The 20011-nt window shown below is 63.2% G+C and carries 17 protein-coding genes; 13 read left to right on the top strand and 4 right to left on the bottom strand.

From position 1 onward, the window contains the following. Nucleotides 1-44: 44 nt before the first annotated feature. The 3 genes from DM374_RS00320 to DM374_RS00310 all read right to left on the bottom strand — a co-directional run bounded on the left by DM374_RS00320 (nt 45) and on the right by DM374_RS00310 (nt 2933). Complete coding sequence (locus DM374_RS00320) at nt 45-986, bottom strand: AEC family transporter (protein WP_110968083.1); 942 nt, start codon at nt 984-986, stop codon at nt 45-47. 130 nt (nt 987-1116) lie between these two features. Beyond that, nucleotides 1117-1677, bottom strand: a complete 561-nt coding sequence (locus DM374_RS00315) for a response regulator transcription factor (RefSeq protein WP_095159582.1) — start codon at nt 1675-1677, stop codon at nt 1117-1119. Next, nucleotides 1677-2933, bottom strand: coding sequence for an ATP-binding protein (locus tag DM374_RS00310; RefSeq protein WP_110968082.1), 1257 nt, complete (start codon nt 2931-2933; stop codon nt 1677-1679). Before DM374_RS00310 ends, DM374_RS00315 begins: the two co-directional genes overlap by 1 nt. A gap of 195 nt (nt 2934-3128) precedes the next feature. Here DM374_RS00310 and DM374_RS00305 point away from each other — a divergent pair, with 195 nt between their 5' ends. The 9 genes from DM374_RS00305 to DM374_RS00265 all read left to right on the top strand — a co-directional run bounded on the left by DM374_RS00305 (nt 3129) and on the right by DM374_RS00265 (nt 14810). After that, nucleotides 3129-3839, top strand: coding sequence for an SIMPL domain-containing protein (locus DM374_RS00305; protein WP_110968081.1), 711 nt, complete (start codon nt 3129-3131; stop codon nt 3837-3839). A gap of 301 nt (nt 3840-4140) precedes the next feature. Continuing rightward, nucleotides 4141-5766, top strand: coding sequence for an ABC transporter substrate-binding protein (locus DM374_RS00300; RefSeq protein WP_110968080.1), 1626 nt, complete (start codon nt 4141-4143; stop codon nt 5764-5766). Between the two features lie 267 nt (nt 5767-6033). Next, a complete protein-coding gene (locus tag DM374_RS00295) occupies nt 6034-7638 on the top strand; it encodes an ABC transporter substrate-binding protein (RefSeq protein ID WP_110968079.1) in 1605 nt (534 codons plus the stop codon). A gap of 151 nt (nt 7639-7789) precedes the next feature. Next, nucleotides 7790-9124: an OprD family porin gene (locus DM374_RS00290; RefSeq protein ID WP_404821279.1), complete on the top strand. Its 1335-nt coding sequence runs from the start codon at nt 7790-7792 to the stop codon at nt 9122-9124. Nucleotides 9125-9189: 65 nt separating this feature from the next. Beyond that, nucleotides 9190-10785 (top strand): ABC transporter substrate-binding protein, encoded by a 1596-nt coding sequence (locus DM374_RS00285; protein WP_110968077.1) that lies wholly within the window; start codon nt 9190-9192, stop codon nt 10783-10785. Nucleotides 10786-10912: 127 nt separating this feature from the next. Then, the gene (locus DM374_RS00280; protein ID WP_110968076.1) at nt 10913-11923 is read left to right on the top strand and encodes an ABC transporter permease subunit; all 1011 of its coding nucleotides are present in this window, start codon (nt 10913-10915) and stop codon (nt 11921-11923) included. Between the two features lie 10 nt (nt 11924-11933). Next, the gene (locus DM374_RS00275; RefSeq protein ID WP_110968075.1) at nt 11934-12860 is read left to right on the top strand and encodes an ABC transporter permease subunit; all 927 of its coding nucleotides are present in this window, start codon (nt 11934-11936) and stop codon (nt 12858-12860) included. A 10-nt stretch (nt 12861-12870) separates the two neighbouring features. Continuing rightward, nucleotides 12871-13839, top strand: a complete 969-nt coding sequence (locus tag DM374_RS00270; RefSeq protein ID WP_110968074.1) for an ABC transporter ATP-binding protein — start codon at nt 12871-12873, stop codon at nt 13837-13839. Further along, entirely contained in the window at nt 13839-14810 is a 972-nt protein-coding gene (locus DM374_RS00265) for a peptide ABC transporter ATP-binding protein (RefSeq protein WP_110968073.1), read from the top strand. Before DM374_RS00270 ends, DM374_RS00265 begins: the two co-directional genes overlap by 1 nt. Before the next feature lie 210 nt (nt 14811-15020). Here DM374_RS00265 and DM374_RS00260 read toward each other — a convergent pair whose 3' ends face one another. After that, nucleotides 15021-15917, bottom strand: coding sequence for a hypothetical protein (locus tag DM374_RS00260; protein ID WP_110968072.1), 897 nt, complete (start codon nt 15915-15917; stop codon nt 15021-15023). A 252-nt stretch (nt 15918-16169) separates the two neighbouring features. Between DM374_RS00260 and DM374_RS00255 the strand changes: the two genes are divergently transcribed. The 4 genes from DM374_RS00255 to DM374_RS00240 all read left to right on the top strand — a co-directional run bounded on the left by DM374_RS00255 (nt 16170) and on the right by DM374_RS00240 (nt 19977). Next, nucleotides 16170-16976: a helix-turn-helix domain-containing protein gene (locus DM374_RS00255; RefSeq protein WP_110968071.1), complete on the top strand. Its 807-nt coding sequence runs from the start codon at nt 16170-16172 to the stop codon at nt 16974-16976. 63 nt (nt 16977-17039) lie between these two features. Next, a complete protein-coding gene (locus tag DM374_RS00250) occupies nt 17040-18446 on the top strand; it encodes an NAD(P)/FAD-dependent oxidoreductase (RefSeq protein WP_110968070.1) in 1407 nt (468 codons plus the stop codon). Nucleotides 18447-18472: 26 nt separating this feature from the next. Continuing rightward, nucleotides 18473-18814, top strand: a complete 342-nt coding sequence (locus DM374_RS00245; protein ID WP_095159568.1) for a cupin domain-containing protein — start codon at nt 18473-18475, stop codon at nt 18812-18814. 68 nt (nt 18815-18882) lie between these two features. Beyond that, the gene (locus DM374_RS00240; protein WP_110968069.1) at nt 18883-19977 is read left to right on the top strand and encodes a polyamine ABC transporter substrate-binding protein; all 1095 of its coding nucleotides are present in this window, start codon (nt 18883-18885) and stop codon (nt 19975-19977) included. Nucleotides 19978-20011 lie beyond the last annotated feature (34 nt).

The following is a 20011-nucleotide window of genomic DNA, read 5'->3' as shown; positions in this document are numbered from 1 at the left end:
CTCAGACGTAAGAGGCTGTGTTGGAATTGTTGTACCCGGAGAATCTAGATCCATCCTCCCCACTGCAAGAGGAAGATTCCGATATTGGTTGTAAGCGCAGCCGCCAGGGTGGTAATCACGATGATCGACGCCGCCAACTCATGATTGCCATTGGCCGCCCTGGCCATTACATAACTGGCCGCCGCGGTCGGGCTGCCAATATAGAGGAACAGGATGCCCAGTTCCGCCCCGCGAAAGCCGCATAGCCAGCCGCCGAAGGTGAATATCAGCGGCAGCCAGACCATTTTCACCAGGCTGGCACTGACCGCCATCCGGCCACTAACCCGCAACGAGGCCAGCGACAGCGTCCCGCCGATGCAGATCAACGCCAGCGGCAAGGTCATCTGAGCCAGGTAGTCCGTCGAGGTCAGCAGCCAGTTGGGCAACGGCACCTTGGCGTAGGCCATAGGCGTCGCCACCAGCACGCTGATGATCAACGGATTGCGCAGGATGCTCTTGAGGATGCTCCACGGATCGGACTTGACCGTCGGGCTGTACACCGCCAGCACCACCGACGACAGCGAGTTGTAGAGCAGGATCACCAGCCCGGCGAGGATCGCGCCGAGCGAGATACCGTAGTCGCCGTACATGCTGGCCGCCAGCGCCAACCCGACTACCCCGTTGTTGCCGCGAAACGCACCCTGCGTGTAGATGCCGCGATCTTCCCGGGGACAGCGCCAGATGGCAATCAGCCAGGCCAAGGCGAAACTGCCTAAGGTGGCGGCGATGAAGTACAGCAGCAGGCCGGGTTTGACTGCGGCTTCGAGGTCGGCGTGGTAAATGCCGAGAAACAGCAGCGCCGGCATGCAGACGTTGAACACCAGGGCCGACGAGGTCTGGATGAAGCCGTCGTTGATCGCGTTGATGCGGCGCAGCAGCACGCCCATGAACAGCATCGCGAACACCGGGGCGGTGATGTTCAGCGTCTGGATGAAAAGGGCGAGCATGCGGGGGAGTTCCGTGGCCTGTCGTTAGGTGGCTAATAATACGCCAGCACAGGCGTCAGGGACGGGGGTTTCCGGATGAATTGCAGGAAATAGGCAGATTTTTGGGGCCGCAGCGCAGCCCCAAAAAAGATCAGCGTCGAACCGGCCGCTTCTGCAGCTTGCGCTGCAAGGTCCGCCGGTGCATGCCCAGGGCACGGGCGGTGGCGGAGATATTGCCTTCATGCTCGGCCAGCACGCGCTGGATGTGCTCCCACTGCAGGCGGTCCACCGACATCGGGTTTTCCGGCACCAGGCTGTCCAGATCAGCGTGCTCGGACAGCAGCGCCGCCAGCACGTCATCGGCGTCCGCCGGCTTGCACAGGTAATTGCAGGCGCCGCGCTTGATGGCCTCCACCGCAGTGGCGATGCTCGAATAACCCGTGAGGATCACCACGCGCATTTCCGGATCAAGCTCCAGCAGTTTGGGCAGCAGCACCAGGCCGGAGTCGCCTTCCATCTTGAGGTCCAGCGTGGCGTAGTCCGGTATGTCCTGCTGGGCCAGCACCAATCCTTCCTCCGCAGAGCTGGCGGTGCTGACGCGGAAACCGCGGCGGCTCATGGCACGGGCCATCACCCGGGTAAAGGTCGCGTCGTCGTCGACCAGCAGCAGGTGCGGCAGTTCTTCACCTTCAACCTGGATTTCATCACTCATCACACATCTCCTCGCGCGTCACGCGGCAAGCGTAGCTCAGTGAGCGTACCGCCTTCTTCGTGACTATAGAGTTTTACCGAGCCGCCAGCACGGGTCACGCTGGCCTTGCTCAAGAACAGGCCCAGGCCAAAGCCCTTGCCCTTGGTGGTAAAGAAGGGTTTGCCGATCTGTTCGGCGATGGCCACCGGGACGCCGGGGCCGTGGTCGCGGATGCTGATGACGATGTCGGAAGCATCCCAATCCAGGTGCACTTCCAGCCCATCGGGACAAGCATCCGCGGCGTTGTTCAATAAATTCAGCAGGGCCTGGGTCAGGTCCGGAGGCGGCGCCAGACGCGGCACATCGCCCTGGCCAAGACGCTGGAAGCGGTAGCTGGCCTCGGGGCGCATCAGGTGCCAGCGATTGAGCGATTCGTCGAGCCAGAAGGTCACCGGCTGATCCTCCACCACCATGCGCCGGTTGGCTTCGGCGGCGCGCACCAACTGCTGCAAGGTGTACTTGCACTGCTTGACCTGTTCCTGGAGCACGCCGAGGTCTTCCTGCAACAACGGGTCGGTATGGTCCTGGCGCATCTCGCTGATCAGCACGCTCATGGTCGCCAGCGGCGTGCCCAGTTCGTGGGCAGCGCCCGCGGCCTGGGTGGCCACGGCCAGCAGTTGCTGGTCGCGCAACCCTTCTTCGCGGCGCTGGGCCTGGAACTGCTGCTGACGGCGCAGTTCCTCGGCCATCTTCGCGGCGAAGAAGGTGATCACCGCCGCGGCCAGGGCGAAACTCAACCACATGCCGTAGATCTGCATCTTCTCCCGCGCCATGGGGAAGGTTTCCAGCGGATAGAACTGCATCAGCAGCAGGGTGTAAGCCACCAGCGCGATGCCCGAGAGGATCAGCGAATAGACCCACGGCAACGTCACCGCAGCAATTGCCAGCGGTACGAGGTAATAGGAAACGAAGGGGTTGGTCGATCCGCCAGAGAAATACAGCAAGGCGCTGTGGATCAACAGGTCGCAGGCCAGTTGCACCGCGTATTCCAGCTCGGTAACCGGCAGCGAGGCGCGCAGACGCAGAGCGGTGACCAGGCACAGCACCATGGAAAACCCGAGGGTGACGCTCAGGGCCAGCCAGGGCAGCGGGAGGAGTTCAGTCCAGTAGGCGACCCCGACCGAACCGGCCTGCGCGGCCAGTACCAGGGTGCGGACAAGCGTCAGACGCCAGAGGTTCTGGCGGGTGGCGGACAGCATTTTTTCGGGGGCGAGCATGAGCTCTCCTGATGAGTGCTCCAGGTAAACCGCCGCGAGTATACCCAAGCGACGCCCTGGTCTGCAGCAATGCGGCAACTCGCCACACCGGCATAAATGATGGCCTTCTGGAACCTTGCTGCTATTTTCAAGGTCAGACAGGGTCTGCGTGGCACAGGATCGTATCGGCCACGCCCATTTTTCAAGGAGTTATCCATGCATACCCCCAGCCGTAGCGCCAAGGTCCTGCTGGCCGCCAGTCTCCTGGCCAGCCTTCCCGTTCTGGCGGAAGAACCGCGTTACAACCAGGTATCGCTGCGTGCCGAAGCCAGCAAGGAAGTGACCCGCGACCTGATGGTCGTGACCCTGTACAGCGAAGCACAGAACACTGACCCTGCGAAACTCGCCGCCGAGATCACCACCACGCTGAACAAGGCGCTGGAAAAGGCCCGTCAGGCCAAGGACGTGAAGATCAGCCAGGGTAGCCGAAACGCCTACCCGATCTACGACGACAAAGGCCAGAAGATCACCGGCTGGCGTGAGCGCGCCGAACTGCGCCTGGAAAGCGGCAACTTCCCGGCCCTCTCCGGCCTTACCGGCGAGCTGCTGCAAACCCTGAAAATGGGCGGCATGGACTTCGCCGTTGCGCCAGCAACACGCAAGACCAGCGAAGATGAGCTGCTCAAGGATGCGGTCGACGCCTTCAAGGCCCGTGCCCAGATCGCCACCGAAGCGTTGGGCGGCAAAGGCTACAAAGTGGTCAGCCTGAACCTCAACAGCAGCGGCTATCCACAGCCGTACATGCGTGCGCCGATGATGATGAAGGCCAGCATGGATGCCGAAGCCGCACCGTCGCCGCAGGTCGAGGCCGGCACTGCGCAGGTGAGCATCAGCGCGGATGGCACTATTGAAGTGCAGATGCCTTAAACGGGGTTATCTACGGGGACCGGTGCAAGGCCGGTCCCTGTGATGAGGCCCCCAAAGCAAAAAAGCCTCCCGGCCTGATGCCAGTCAGATAATCCTGTTGGTGCTGTTTTGCAGCCCTTCGCGAGCAGTGTAGGAGCGAGCTTGCTCGCGAAGGGCCTCAACAGGTTTGACTGACCGGCATTGCCCCCCGCCCCTTCACTTCACTTTCCCACCAAACAGCTATCCTCAATCGTTGGCATAAATATCCGCAGGTCGGCTCACGAGGCCGTCCGCTCAAAAAAATGACAACAATGAGGCCACCATGCTGAAAACCGCAGTCATTCCGTTCCTGGTCGGCGCAGGCCTGCTCGCCGCCACGCCCGCCGCGCAAGCTGCCAGTAATCTCGTCTACTGCTCCGAAGGCAGCCCCGCCGGCTTCGATCCTGCGCAGTACACCACCGGCACCGATTTCGACGCGTCCTCGGAAACCATGTTCAACCGCCTGGCCCAGTTCGAGCGCGGCGGCACCAAGGTCATTCCCGCTCTGGCAACGAGCTGGGACGTCGCCGATGACGGCCTGACCTACACCTTCCACCTGCGCGAAGGGGTCAAGTTCCACACCACCGACTACTTCAAGCCAACCCGCGAATTCAACGCCGACGACGTGCTGTTCACCTTCAACCGCATGCTCGACAAGGACATGCCGTTCCGCAAGGCCTACCCCACCGAGTTCCCGTACTTCACCGACATGGGCATGGACGCAAACATCAAGCAGGTGGAGAAGGTCGACGACCACACCGTGAAGTTCACCCTCGCCGCCGTCGATGCCGCATTCATCCAGAACATCGCCATGAGCTTCGCTTCGATCCAGTCCGCCGAATACGCAGACCAGTTACTCAAGCAGGGCAAGGCCGCAGACCTCAACCAGAAGCCGATCGGCACCGGCCCGTTCGTGTTCAGCAAGTACCAGAAAGACGCGCAGATCCGCTTCAAGGGCAACAAGGACTACTGGAGCCCGGACGAGGTGAAGATCGACAACCTGATCTTCGCCATCACCACCGACGCCTCGGTGCGCATGCAGAAGCTGAAGAAGAACGAGTGCCAGGTCACCCTCTTCCCGCGCCCCGCCGACCTCGAAGCCCTGAAGGCCGACCCGAACCTGCAGATGCCGTCCCAGGCGGGCTTCAACCTCGGCTATATCGCCTACAACGTGATGGACAAGATCAAGGGCAGCAACGAGCCCAACCCAATGGCCCAGCTCAAGGTGCGCCAGGCGCTGGACATGGCGGTGAACAAACAGCAGATCATCGACTCGGTGTATCAGGGCGCGGGACAACTGGCGGTCAACGCCATGCCGCCGACCCAGTGGTCCTACGACGAGACCATCAAGGGCACCGAATACAACCCCGAAAAAGCCCGACAACTGCTCAAGGAAGCCGGGGTCAAGGAAGGCACCGAAATCACTCTGTGGGCCATGCCGGTCCAGCGACCGTACAACCCCAACGCCAAGCTGATGGCCGAAATGCTCCAGGCCGACTGGGCGAAGATCGGCATCAAGGCGCGCATCGTCAGCTACGAATGGGGCGAGTACATCAAGCGCTCCAAGGACGGCGAGAACGGCGCCATGCTGATCGGCTGGAGTGGCGACAACGGCGACCCGGACAACTGGCTCGGCACCCTGTACGGCTGCGACGCGGTCAACGGCAACAACTTCTCCCACTGGTGCAACACCGACTACGACAAGCTGGTCAAGCAAGCCAAGACCACCACTGACCAGAACAAACGCATCGAGCTGTACAAACAGGCCCAGCACATCCTCAAGGACCAGGTGCCGATCACCCCGATCGCCCACTCCACGGTCTACCAACCGATGCGCAAGTCGGTGGAGGATTTCAAGATCAGTCCGTTTGCGCTCAATGATTTCTATGGCGTCAGCGTGAAGCCATAAACGCGTTCCAAGGGCCGCCCTGCGGCCCATCGCGACCGTTCAGGTGAATGGTTGCCGCGCCAAACACACTCCCCGTGGATAGTTCGCCACCAAGCCACTGAAATTTCGTCAAACCACTCAGAAACGTCCCACCCCAATTTGCGCCCTGTGTCACTCGTCGTCGTCCTTTCCCGCCCTTACCGTGGGACTGGCGCCGCAGCACGTGAGCGAAGGCTCGCCATGTGTCGCGGAAAACTCCAACGACAACGACAAGACAAGGGGATACCCATGCGCCTGACCTCCCTCTTCGCCGCCCTTCTTGGTGCCGGCGTGCTGGTTCATTCGCCTCTCGGCATGACCGACGGCAACAAGGGCAATCTGGTGTTCTGTTCCGAAGGCAGCCCGTCCGGGTTCGACTCCGCGCAGTACCAGAGCGGCACCGACAATGACGTCGCCGAACCGCTGTACAACCGCCTCGTGGAGTTCGAGCGCGGCGCCACCGGCGTATTGCCCGCGCTCGCGACCGACTGGAGCATCTCCGACGACGGCCTGATCTACACCTTCAACCTGCGCCCCGGCGTGAAATTCCACAGCAACAAAGGCTTCACCCCGAGCCGCGACTTCAACGCCGACGACGTGCTGTTCACCTTCAACCGCATGCTCAACACAACCCACCCGTTCCGCATGGCCTACGGCACCGAGTTCCCCTACTTCAGCGCCATGGGCCTGGACAAGACCATCGCCAAGGTCGAGAAAACCGGGCCGATGACCGTGGTCTTCACCCTCAATCAGGTCGATGCCTCGCTGATCCAGAACCTGGCCATGAGCTTCGCGTCGATCCTCTCGGCCGAGTACGCTGAACAACTGCTCAGCCGCGGCACGCCGGCGGACATCAGCCACAAGCCGATCGGCACCGGGCCTTTCGTGTTCAACCGCTACCAGAAGGACGCGCAGGTCCGCTACCGCGGCAATCCGGACTACTGGGCACCGGAGAAGGTGAAGCTCGACACCCTGATCTTCTCCATCAACACCGACCCGTCGGTGCGTGTCCAGAAGCTGCGCAAGGGCGAATGCCAGGTGACCATCCACCCGCGCCCCGCCGACCTTGAGGCCCTGCGCCGCGACGAGACCATCAACCTGATCGAGAAGCCCGCCTACAACCTCGGTTACATCGCCTACAACACCCAGAAAAAGCCGTTCGACCAACTCGAAGTGCGCCAGGCCCTGGACATGGCGGTGGACAAGGAAGCGATCATCAGGACGGTGTTCCAGGGCGCCGGGCAGGTCGCGGCGAACAGCATGCCGCCAACCCAATGGTCCTACGACGAAACCATCGCCGATCCCCCTCACGACCTGGAAAAAGCGCGCCAGATGCTGCGCGATGCCGGGGTCAAGGAAGGCACCGAAATCACCCTCTGGGCCATGCCGGTACAACGCCCCTACAACCCCAACGCCAAGCTGATGGCGCAGATGCTCCAGGACGACTGGGGCAAGCTCGGGCTCAAGGTGAAAATCGTCAGTTACGAATGGGGCGAATACCTCAAGCGCGCCAAGGACGGCGAGCACGACACCATTCTGATCGGCTGGACCGGCGACAACGGCGACCCGGATAACTGGCTCGGCACGCTCTATAGCTGCGACGCCATCGGCAGCCACAACCACTCCATGTGGTGCGACCCGCAATACGACGCCCTGGTGAAACAGGCCAAGTCGGTCACCGACCGCGAGCAGCGCTCCGAGCTGTACCGCCAGGCCCAGCACTACCTCAAGCAGCAAGTGCCGATCACCCCCGTCGCCCACTCAACGGTCAGCCAGCCGGTAAGCACGAAGGTGAAGGATTACCTGGTGAGCCCGTTCGGTCGCACCACCTTCCTGGATGTTGGCATCGAGTGATGCCGGTCCTCGCCGGATCAAGGCCTACCCGGCCCGATCCCGTGCAATGACCAGTGGGTCCACAAGACTCGCCGGTGCTCTTACAAGAACAAAAGGAAGCATCGCCTTGAAAGCACTTTCCATCTCCATCGTCGCTCTTACTTTCTGCGGCCTGGCCAATCAGGCCCGGGCCGAATCCCTCAGCCACGATTACCTGCCATTCACCCTCAAGGAGAACAACGCACAGGCCGAAGCCAGCGGGTTCTTCGAAGGACAGAGCCTCTCCGGCTCGACCCGCAACTGGTACTCCCGCGAGCGCGCGACCAAAGGGCCGCAGTTCCGCTACTACAAGAGCGACGGCACCCGCCACGACAGCCACAGCCGCGATAACTGGGTGCAGGGCACCATTCTCGATTACAGCTCGGGCTTCAGCCAGGGCCCCGTGGGATTCGGCGTCCAGGTGGCGGGCTACAATGCCATTGCCCTTGAGCGAGGCCGCGCTGCGGTGGCCGGCCCCAACAACCGCACCCTGACCCACAGTGACGGCGATGTCATCGGCCAGTGGAGCAAGATCGGCCTGGCCAACCTGAAGGCCCGCTTCTCCCACACCACCCTGACGGCGGGCCGCCACACGGTGAACACGCCGGTGATCGCCGCCATCGGCAACCGCGCACTGCCGTCGAGCTTCGACGGTGTCAGCCTGCACAGCGCGGAATTCCACAACCTGTCGTTCGACCTCGGCCGCTTCGAGCGCGTCTCGAGCCGAACCGAACAGGGCAAGAGCAAATTCACCACGGAATATTCGGCCATCGGTGTCCGGGCCGACCGGGTCAGCATGGCCGGCCTCACCTACCAACCCATGAGAAGCCTGACCACCAGCCTGTACTTCGCCAATGTCGAAGACATCTGGAACCAGTACTACGTCGCAGCCTCCCACGACCTGGGCGACACCGCCGCGCTGGGCCTGACCACCGGCCTCAACTACTACGGCACCCGCGACCAGGGCCGCGGCAAACAGGGGCCGATCGACAACGACACGTTCAGCCTGTCCTTCGCCCTGACGCACAAGGCCCACACCCTCGGCCTGTCGTGGCAGCAAGTGAACGGCAACGAGTACTTCGACTACCTGCACGACACCAACGGGATCTTCCTGGCCAACTCGCTGTACTCCGACTTCAACGGCCCCAACGAGAAATCCGTGCAGCTCAGCTACGTGCTCAACCTGGCCCCCTACGGCATTCCGGGAGCGCGCCTGAACCTCTACAACGCCCGCGGCTGGGGCATCGACGGGACCCACTACCGCGGCAGCGGCTACGATGTACGCAAGCTCGATGGCGAACACCACGAGGAATGGGGCATTGGCGTGAGCTATGCGGTGCAGGACGGCGCGCTTAAAGACACCAGCGTCCGTGCCACCTACAGCGCGCACCGGGCGAGCCGGGCGCAGATTGATGGCAACGCGGACGAACTGCGCGTCGTCACCACCATCCCCTTCGACATTCTCTGAGCAATCCTGCGCCCCGGCCACGACACCGGCCGGGGCGCAGACGGGAACCGAGAAAAGGAGCCTGCATGAATCCCTCTTCCCTTCAGGTCGCATTGGCGGCCCTGTTGCTGAGCACCTCGGCAAGCCTCTGTGCCAAGCCGCTGGTGGTCTGCACCGAGGCCAGCCCGGAAGGTTTCGATATGGCCCAGTACACCACCGCGGTGACTGCCGACGCCGCCGCCGAAACCCTGTTCAACCGCTTGGTGGACTTCAAACCCGGAACCACCGATATCCAGCCGGCCCTGGCCGAACGCTGGGACATCAGCGACGACGGCCTGATCTATACCTTCCACCTGCGCCGGGGCGTGAAATTCCACCATACCGACTGGTTCACCCCGACCCGCGAGATGAACGCCGACGATGTGCTCTGGAGCTTCCAGCGCCAGCTCGACCCCAACCACCCGTGGCACGACAAGACCAGCATCGGCTTCCCTTATTTCGAGAGCATGGGTTTTCGCGAACTGCTGAAAAGCGTGGAAAAGGCCAATGAGTACACCGTGGTCTTCACCCTGACCCGCCCCGAAGCGCCGTTTCTTCGCGACCTGGCCATGGCCTTCACCTCCATCTATTCCGCCGAATATGCCGACCAGTTGCTCAAGGCCGGCAAGACCGGCGACCTCAACAGCAAACCGGTCGGCACCGGCCCCTTCGTCTTGCTGCGCTACAACAAGGACGCGCAGGTCCGCTACAAGGCCCACCCCGACTACTTCCGTGGCGCGCCGCCGAGCGAGACGCTGGTGTTCGCCATCGCCAATGACAACAACGTGCGCGTGCAGAAACTGCGCGCCAACGAATGCCAGATCGCGCTCTATCCAAAGCCCGACGACGTGCCCGCGCTCAAGGCCGATCCAATGCTCAAGGTCGCCGAACTGGAGTCGCTGGTCACCGGCTATATCGCCTTCAACACCCAGCACCCCTACCTGAGCGATGTGCGGGTGCGCAAGGCGATCGATATCGCCTTTGACCGTCAAACCCACGTCGATCAACTGTTCGGCAAGGGCAACGCGCTGCTGGCGGTCAATCCCTATCCCCCGACGCTGATGGGCTACAACCACGACAACCGCAACCCGCCCCGCGACCTCGCCAAAGCCCGGGCATTGCTCAAGGAGGCCGGTGTCCCGGAAGGCACGGTACTGACCCTGTTCACCCGCAACGGCGGCGGCCCGACCAATCCCAACCCGCGGCTCAGCGCGGAAATGCTCCAGGCCGACCTGGCGCAGATCGGCCTGAAGGTCGAGATCCGGGTCATGGAATGGGCGGAAATGCTGCGCCGGGCGAAGAACGGTGAGCACGACATGGTGTCCACCGGTTGGGCCGGCGATAACGGCGATCCGGACAACTTCCTCACCCCGCTGCTCAGTTGCGAGGCAGCCAAAAATGGCGAGAACTATGCTCGATGGTGCAACGAAAAATTCCAGGCGCTGATCACCCAGGCCCGCCAGGTGACCGACCCGCAACAGCGCGAGGCGCTCTATAACCGGGCGCTGGCCGTGTACGATGAGGACCGGCCGTGGATAACCATGGCCCATCCGAAGATGTTCACGGCCATGCGTCGGAACGTCGAGGGCTACATCATCAGCCCCCTGACCAACAATAACTTCGCTACCACCCTGGTGAAGTAGGCTTTGTACAAAAAGTCGCCGAGCGTCGCGCAGGCACTTTTCGTACAAAGCCAGAACAATAATGCCGCCCACAGCCTTACAACGGCAAAGGCGGCCCGCCTGACCGGCTGACGAGGAACACCAGAAGATGTTTAGTTTCATTGCCCGGCGTCTGGGACTGCTGATCCCGACATTTTTCGGCATCACGCTACTGACTTTCGCGCTCATACGACTCATCCCGGGTGACCCGGTGGAAGTGATGATGGGCGAGCGCAGGGTCGACCCGCAAATGCACGCCCAGGCCATGGAGCGGCTGGGTCTGAACAAGCCGCTGCCGGAGCAGTATCTGGACTACGTCGGCAAGCTGGCCCAGGGCGACCTGGGCGAATCGCTGCGCACCCGCGAAAGCGTATGGAACGAGTTTCTCGCGCTGTTCCCCGCCACCCTCGAACTGGCCCTGGCCGCATTGCTGTTCGCCGGCACTCTCGGCGTACTGGCCGGGGTCATCGCCGCGCTCAAGCGGGGCTCTATCTTCGACCACGGGGTGATGGGGCTATCGCTCACCGGTTATTCGATGCCGATCTTCTGGTGGGGCCTGATTCTCATCATGTTCTTCTCGGTCAACCTCGGCTGGACCCCGGTTTCCGGGCGCATCGACCTGCTCTACGACATCGAGCCGAAGACCGGCTTCATGCTTGTCGACACCCTGCTCAGCGACGAAGAAGGCGCGTTCAAGGACGCCCTGATGCACCTGATCCTGCCGGCCATCGTGCTGGGCACCATCCCGCTTGCGGTGATCGCGCGGATGACCCGTTCCTCGATGCTCGAAGTGCTGCGCGAAGACTACATCCGCACCGCCCGGGCCAAAGGCCTGTCGCCGGCGCGGGTGGTGTTCGTCCACGGTTTGCGCAACGCGTTGATCCCGGTGCTGACCGTGTTCGGCCTGCAGGTCGGCACGCTGCTGGCCGGCGCGGTCCTTACCGAAACCATCTTTTCCTGGCCGGGCATCGGCAAGTGGCTGATCGAAGCCATCGGCGCCCGCGACTACCCGGTGGTGCAGAACGGCATTCTGCTGATCGCCTGCCTGGTCATCCTGGTCAACTTCGTCGTCGACATCCTCTACGGCCTGGTCAATCCACGCATCCGTCACCAGCGCTGAGGCCCTCATCATGAATACTCCCGCGCCAACACCCGTCAATGCCTCCAGCCCCATCGACCAGAGCCTGCTCTATCCGTCGCCGTACAAAGAGTTCTGGCACGCCTTCTCGCGCAACAAGGGCGCAGTGGCCGGCCTGCTGTTCATGTGCCTGATCGTCTTCTGTGCGCTGTTCGCGCCCTGGGTCGCGCCGCACAACCCCAGCGAGCAGTACCGCGAATTCCTGTTGACCCCGCCGGTGTGGCTCGAAGGCGGCAACTGGCAGTTCATCCTCGGCACCGACGAACTCGGCCGCGACCTGCTGTCGCGACTGATCCAGGGCTCGCGGCTGTCGCTGCTGATCGGCCTGTCATCGGTGGTCATCTCGCTGATCCCGGGGATCATCCTCGGCCTGCTCGCGGGCTTCTTTCCCAAGGCCCTCGGCGCCTCGATCATGCGCCTGATGGACGTGATGCTGGCCCTGCCGTCGCTGCTGCTGGCGGTGGCGATCGTCGCCATCCTCGGCCCTGGCCTGGTCAACACGGTGATCGCCATCGCCATCGTCTCGCTGCCGTCCTATGTGCGCCTGACCCGCGCGGCGGTGATGGGCGAACTCAACCGCGACTACGTCACCGCCGCACGCCTGGCCGGTGCCAGCCTGCCGCGACTGATGTTCATCACGGTGCTGCCCAACTGCATGGCGCCGTTGATCGTGCAGGCGACCCTGAGTTTCTCTTCGGCGATCCTCGATGCCGCAGCGCTGGGCTTCCTCGGCCTCGGCGTCCAGCCGCCAACTCCCGAGTGGGGCACCATGCTGGCCTCGGCCCGCGACTACATCGAACGCGCCTGGTGGGTGGTGAGCCTGCCGGGGCTGACCATTTTGCTCAGCGTGCTGGCAATCAACCTGATGGGCGACGGGCTGCGCGATGCGCTGGACCCGAAACTCAAGAATGCCGCCTGAGGAGAAGCCCATGTCACTTCTGCAAATCCGCAATCTCAACGTGCGCTTCGGTGACGCCGGCGCCGTGCCGGTGGTCGACGGCCTCGACCTGAGCGTGGCCAAGGGCGAAGTCCTGGCAATCGTCGGCGAGTCCGGCTCGGGCAAGTCGGTGACCATGATGGCGCTGATGGGACTGATCGACGCCCCCGGACGCATCAGCGCCGATTCCCTCACCTTCGACGGCCACGACATGCTCACGCTCAGCGGCCGACAGCGGCGCAAGGTGGTGGGCAAGGACATGGCGATGGTCTTTCAGGACCCGATGACCGCCCTCAATCCCAGCTACACCGTGGGTTTCCAGATCGAGGAAGTGCTGCGCCAGCACCTTGGCCTGCGCGGCAAGGCGGCGCGCCAGCGGGCGCTGGAGCTGCTGAAGAAAGTCGAGATCCCGGCCCCGGAAAGCCGCCTCGAAGCCTACCCGCACCAACTCTCCGGCGGCATGAGCCAGCGGGTGGCGATCGCCATGGCGATTGCCGGCGAACCCAAGCTGCTGATCGCCGACGAACCCACCACCGCCCTCGACGTGACGATCCAGGCGCAGATCATGGAACTGCTGCTGAACCTGCAGAAAGAGCAGGACATGGCGCTGATCCTGATCACCCACGACCTCGCCGTGGTCGCCGAAACCGCCAGGCGGGTGTGCGTGATGTACGCCGGGCAAGCGGTGGAAGTCGGCCAGGTGCCGGAGTTGTTCGAAGTGCCTGCCCACCCTTACAGCGAAGCGCTGCTCAAGGCGATTCCCGAGCACAGCCTGGGCGCCGAGCGCCTGGCTACCCTGCCCGGCATCGTTCCCGGCCGGTATGACCGGCCCAGCGGTTGCCTGCTGTCACCGCGCTGTCCCTATGTACGCGACAACTGCCACCAGCAACGCCCCGACCTCGATCCCCAGGCCCACAGCCTGGCCCGCTGCTTCTACCCACTGAACCAGGAGGTAGCGTGATGAGCGAAGTCGTCCTCACTGCCCGTGACCTCACCCGTCACTACGAAGTCTCGCGCGGCCTGTTCAAGGGCTACGCCACCGTCCGCGCACTGAATGGCGTGTCGTTCGAACTGGAGGCTGGCAAGACCCTCGCCGTGGTTGGCGAATCCGGCTGCGGCAAATCCACCCTGGCCCGCGCCCTGACACTGATCGAAGAGCCGTCTTCCGGCTCGCTGAAAATCGCCGGCCAGGAAGTTGCCGGCGCCGGCAAGCGCGAGCGCAAGCAGTTGCGGCGCGATGTGCAGATGGTATTTCAGAGCCCCTACGCCTCGCTCAATCCGCGGCAGAAGATCGGCGACCAACTGGCCGAACCGCTCTTGATCAACACCACGCTGTCGCGCACCGAACGGCGCGAGAAAGTGCAGGCGATGATGCAGCAAGTGGGCCTGCGCCCCGAGCATTACCAGCGTTACCCGCACATGTTCTCGGGTGGCCAGCGCCAGCGCATCGCCTTGGCCCGGGCGATGATGCTGCAACCGAAAGTGCTGGTGGCGGACGAACCGACCTCGGCGCTGGACGTGTCGATCCAGGCCCAGGTGCTGAACCTGTTCATGGACCTGCAGAAGGAATTCAACACCGCCTACGTGTTCATCTCGCACAACCTCGCGGTGGTGCGACATGTCGCCGATCAGGTGTTGGTGATGTACCTCGGACGGCCGGCAGAAATGGGGCCGAAGGCGGATATCTACGACAAGCCGCTGCATCCGTATACCCAGGCGTTGCTGTCGGCGACGCCAACGATTCATCCGGACCCGTTGAAGCCAAAGATCAGGATTGCCGGTGAGTTGCCCAACCCGCTGAATCCACCGGATGGCTGTGCGTTCCATAAACGCTGCCCGTATGCCACCGAACGTTGTGGGCGGGAAGTGCCGGCGTTTCGTCAGGTCGGGACACGGCAGGTGGCGTGTCATTACGCGGAGCAGTTTCTTTAAGGCGCAATCGCGAGCAAGCTCGCTCCTACAGGAACAGGATTAGCGTCATGGTTGGCGCCGAATGAACCCTGTAGGAGCGAGCTTGCTCGCGAAGCGGTCTGAAAATAATCAGTGCATGAACAGCGCAATCAGAATGATCACCGGAATCGGCACACCCAACATCCACAGCAGTAATGAACGCATGATCGTTCTCCTTCTAGTTCATTTCAATTAACGAATCGGGGCGGCAGGGTTGCGCGCCGCATGCCGGTCGGCATAGCCCACGTTGTCACCTTCGAGCCAGCGCACCTGATCACGCTGACGACCACCGAACAGCGCGGCGAAGCTGGCGAAGAACGCGCCACACAGCAGCGCGACAAAGGTCCACAGCGCCGTCCAGGCCGCTACCTTGGCCGCGGTGTCAGCCGCCTGTTTGGCCTCGACTTTCGCCTGTTGCACCTGACCGACAACCTGATCAACCCGGGCCTCGGCTTCCGCCTGGGTCAGGCGAGTGCGTTGCGCCACCAGTTGTGCCAGATAGGCATGGTCTTCCGGCGCCAGGGCGCGGTCTTGAGTCACGGAGCGGGCCAGAATACGGGCTGCCACGCCATTGGCAGCATCGTCGCTGACCGGTGCGGGACCTTCACCACGGAACAGGCTGTCGACGAAGTAGCCCATCGACGCATCGCTGTTGGCTGCCGCGACGGCACCCGCCTGGACACCGGCACCGGCCATGCTGCCGACCGTACCGACGACCAGCACGGCCGCCACCAATGTCGCGATGGCCCAGGACAGGAAGCCATGGGCGGTATCGCGGAAATACACCTCATCACCATGCAGGTTGGCCCATTTCACCCGCAGCCGACCGGCAAGGTAACCACCGAGGCCAGACGCGAGGATCTGGGTCAGCAGCAACCAGATGATGGTCGAGATTCCCAACGCCTTGGCGCTGGCCCCTTCGTTCGCCCAGGGCGAGGTCGCGGCGAAGCCGAGCCCGGCGCCCAATACCACCAGAATCAGTGACAAGGCCGCCGCCGCCGCAGCGCCGGCGAATATGGCCGCCCAGGACACACCCGAGCGATTCGGGCCTGCATCAAGCGTGGGTGAGTAATCGTTAGTCGTGATCATGTGCGCCTCTCCGGTGAGCGAAATGTCCCCTTCGCTCTACAACGGTGCACCGGGCATGCCAAATGTTTCAAAAGATGAACCCCAATGAATACGGGGCTTTACGGGCAGGCAGGCGTCTTAGGACCGTGCAAAATGCCGGATTGGCGAAGCGCTGGTGGGTTTTATGCAAGATGTGTGAACCTCACCGCCACGGACCGGGCACATGTCCCCGGGACTTGCACAACACTCAGCCCCCTCGGCACTATTTCCGCCATGACCCAGCCCATCCCCGACGGCCCCGCCCAAACCCCGCTCACTGCCGACACGGTGCTGCGCTATCACCTGTGCTGGAAGCACCGCGATCTGGACGGGGTCATGGCGCTCTACCACCCGGACGTCGAGTACCACGACTTCTTCCAGAACCGCGTGCTCGGCTACCGGGAACTGCGCGACTATGTGCGCGCCTGCCTGCCCCATGAGGCCGGCGAAGATATCGTCCACAGCGACCGCATCCGCGTCGATGGCTGCACAGCCTTCATCCAGTATCAGGTGACGGTCCAGGGCGGCGAGGGCCTGGTCGCGTTCCAGTCCAGCGAAGCCATCACCGTCAGGGACGGGCTGATCTGGCGGGTCAACGAGTACGCCACCCTGGTGCGCCGCGACGACCAGCGCGCCAGCCGCACCGGACCGCGCCCTGCCACCAGTCGCCTGGGCCTGTCGCCTCGGCAGTTGAGCACCATGGCCCAGGACCTGGAGCACTACTTCCAGCGCCAGCGTCCTTATCTCGATGCCGAGCTGGACCTGCAGCGGGTCGCCAACGAGAGCGGTTACAGCCGCAACCAGATTTCCTACCTGCTCAATCAAGTGCTGGGCCAGAGCTTCTATCGCTACGTCAACCAGGCCCGGCTGCACCATCTGCTGGCCGGGATCGACAGCGGCAACTGCGCAGCCGCCATCGACGAACTGGCCTTCAGCGCCGGTTTCAACTCCCTGTCCGCCTTCTACAAATGCTTCCGCGAGCACACCGGGCTGTCGCCAAAAGCCTATGTGAAGCAGATTTCCCTGCGTGCACGCACGTAAGACAGCGCGCCCCGCCCGCCACTAGGATCGCTCCCACACCCTGATGATGTGGAGCGGAACCCGATGCAACCCTGGCGCACGATCAGCCTCTGGATGGACCAGCTCGAAGAGCCGCTCTGCGCGCGCCCGGCCCTGCGCCAGGACCTCGACCTCGACGTCTGCATCATCGGCGCCGGCTACACCGGCCTGTGGACCGCCTACTACCTCAAGCAGCAAGCCCCGCACCTGAAGATCGCCATCATCGAGGCCAATATCGCCGGCTTCGGCGCGTCCGGGCGCAATGGCGGCTGGCTGATGGGCAACTTGCTCGGCGAAGACCGCCTGCTCGCCACCCTCTCGCCGCAACAGCGGCGCGACAGCATCGACCTGCTCCACGGCATCCCCGATGAAGTGCACAGCGTGCTGGAGCGCGAAGGCATCGACTGCGACTACCGCAAAGGCGGCGTGCTCTATTGCGCCGCTCGCTACCCGGAACAGGAGAAGAGCCTGCGCGCCTGGCTCGATGATCTGTACCGCCAGGGCATGACCGCGGACGACTACCGCTGGCTGCGCCCCGAAGAACTCGAAGGGCAACTGCGCCTCAGCAACGCCTATGGCGCGATCTTCAGCCCGCACACCGCGACTATCCATCCGGCCAAGCTGGTACGCGGCCTGGCCCGCGCCGTCGAAAACCTCGGCGTGACGATCTACGAAAACACCCCGGCCATCGACTGGAACCCCGGTCAGGTGCGCACGCCGCTGGCAACGATCCGCTGCCAGTGGGCGGTGCCGGCTGTAGAAGGCTACGCCGCCAGCCTGCCGCCGCTGGGCAAGCATCAATTGCCGGTGCAGAGCCTGCTGGTGGCAACCGAGCCGCTGCCCGAATCCGCCTGGGAACAGATCGGCCTTGCCCAAGGCCAGGCGTTCAGCGAGAACAGCCGCCAGGTCACCTACGGCCAGCGCACCCTCGACGACCGCCTGGTGTTCGGCGCCCGCGGCGGCTACCGCTTCGGCGGCCGGCTGCGCGACGACTTCAGCCTGACCCACAACGAAATCGAACTGCGCCGCTACCTGTTCGGCGAGCTGTTCCCGCACCTGAAAAACGTGCGCATCAGCCATTCCTGGGGCGGCAACCTGGGCATGGCGCGGCGCTTCCGCCCGCACATGCTCTGCGACCGCCAGCGCGGCATCGCCCTGGCCGGCGGCTACGGCGGCGAAGGCGTGGGCGCCACCAACCTGGGCGGGCGCACCCTCGCCGCGCTGATCCTCGGCCAGCACAACGCGCTCACCGCACAACCCTGGGTCCACGACAACCGTCCACTGTCGAGTCTCGCCAGTTGGCCGCCGGAACCCTGCCGCTGGCTGGGCTACAACGCGATCATCCAGAGTTTCGTGTTCGAGGACCGCACCCTTGCCAGCCCTGCCAGCCCGCCCTGGCGCCGACGCCTGGCCAGTGGTCTGGCGGATCTCATGCAAGGCTTCATGCACTGACTTTTCACCACAGAGGTTCACCGGCCATGAGCATCACCCAGTTCAAACACACCGAGACTGTCGCGCTGGACAGTTCCAACCCCGTCGCCGTGCCCCTCGGCGAGCCCGTCGCGGTGACGTCGGTCACCTGCGTGGAACGCAGCGACGGCGTCGAAACCGGCATCTGGGAGTGCACCCCCGGGCGCTGGCGGCGGCAGATCGTGCAACAGGAGTTCTGCCACTTCGTCAAAGGCCGCTGCACCTTCACCCCCGACGGTGGCGAGCCGCTTTCCATAGAAGCCGGAGACGCACTGATGCTACCGGCCAACAGCACCGGCATCTGGGATATCCAGGAGACCGTGCGCAAGACCTACGTGCTGATTTTTTGATTTTTTGATCTTTTGATCCGCTGATCGCCTGCCTTCGATAACAACAGACAAAGCAAGGTAACCCGGACATGCGCACCCTTCTTCTCGCACCTCTTGTTCTCGCCCCCCTGATGCTGACCGCCGGCGTGGCCCACGCCGCCGACTCGGTGAAGATCTACAACTGGTCCAGCTACATCGCGCCCGACACGTTGAAGAACTTCCAGCAGGCCAGCGGTATCGTGCCCACCTACGACGTCTTTGACAGCAACGAAACCCTCGACGGCAAACTGATGACCGGCAACTCCGGTTACGACGTGGTGTTCCCGTCCAACCACTTCATGGCCCGGCAGATCCAGGGCAAGGCCCTGAAGAAACTGGACAAGAGCCAGTTGCCCAACTGGCAGAACCTCAACCCGGTGCTGATGAAGGCACTGGAGGTGAACGACCCCGGCAACCAGTACGGCTTCCCTTACCTCTGGGGCAGCACCGGCATCGGCTACAACATCGACAAGGTCAAGGCGGTGCTTGGCGACAACGCCCCGGTGGACTCGTGGGACCTGATCTTCAAGCCCGAGTACATCAGCAAGCTGAAAAGCTGCGGCGTCGCGGTGCTGGATAACGGCCCCGAACTGCTGCCGATCGCCTTGCACTACCTTGGCCTGCCGCACCACAGCCAGAACCCGGCGGACTACGAGAAAGCCAAGGACCTGCTGATGAAAGTGCGACCGTACATCAGCTACTTCCACTCATCGAAGTACACCGGTGACCTGGCCAATGGCGACGTGTGCGTGGTGGTGGGTTTCTCGGGGGATGTCCTGCAGGCGAAGAACCGCGCGATCGAGGCGAAGAACGGGGTCCAGGTGGGCTATTCGATTCCGAAGGAAGGGGCGCCGATGTGGTTCGACATGGTTGCCATGCCGGCGGACGCGCCTGACGAGAAAGCCGGTTACGCCTACATGAACTACCTGCTGCAGCCGGACGTGATGGCCAACATCAGCAACTTCGTGCAGTACGCCAACGGCAACCTCAAGGCGGACGGATTGGTAGACCCGCAGCTCAAGGCCAACACCATGATTTATCCGAGCGAAGACATGATGGGCAAGCTGTATGCCCTGGAGGCGATGCCGGCGAAGATCGACCGGATCAGAACGCGGATCTGGACCGGCATAAAAGCAGGCAACTGACCTTCGGCCAGATGCAAGCTACAAGCTGCAAGCC

Origin of the sequence: Pseudomonas huaxiensis, from assembly GCF_003231275.1 — a bacterium.
In the GTDB taxonomy this organism is placed as follows: Bacteria; Pseudomonadota; Gammaproteobacteria; order Pseudomonadales; family Pseudomonadaceae; genus Aquipseudomonas; species Aquipseudomonas huaxiensis.
Note: the sequence above shows the minus strand (reverse complement) of the source record. Positions and strands in the feature narration are given on the sequence as shown.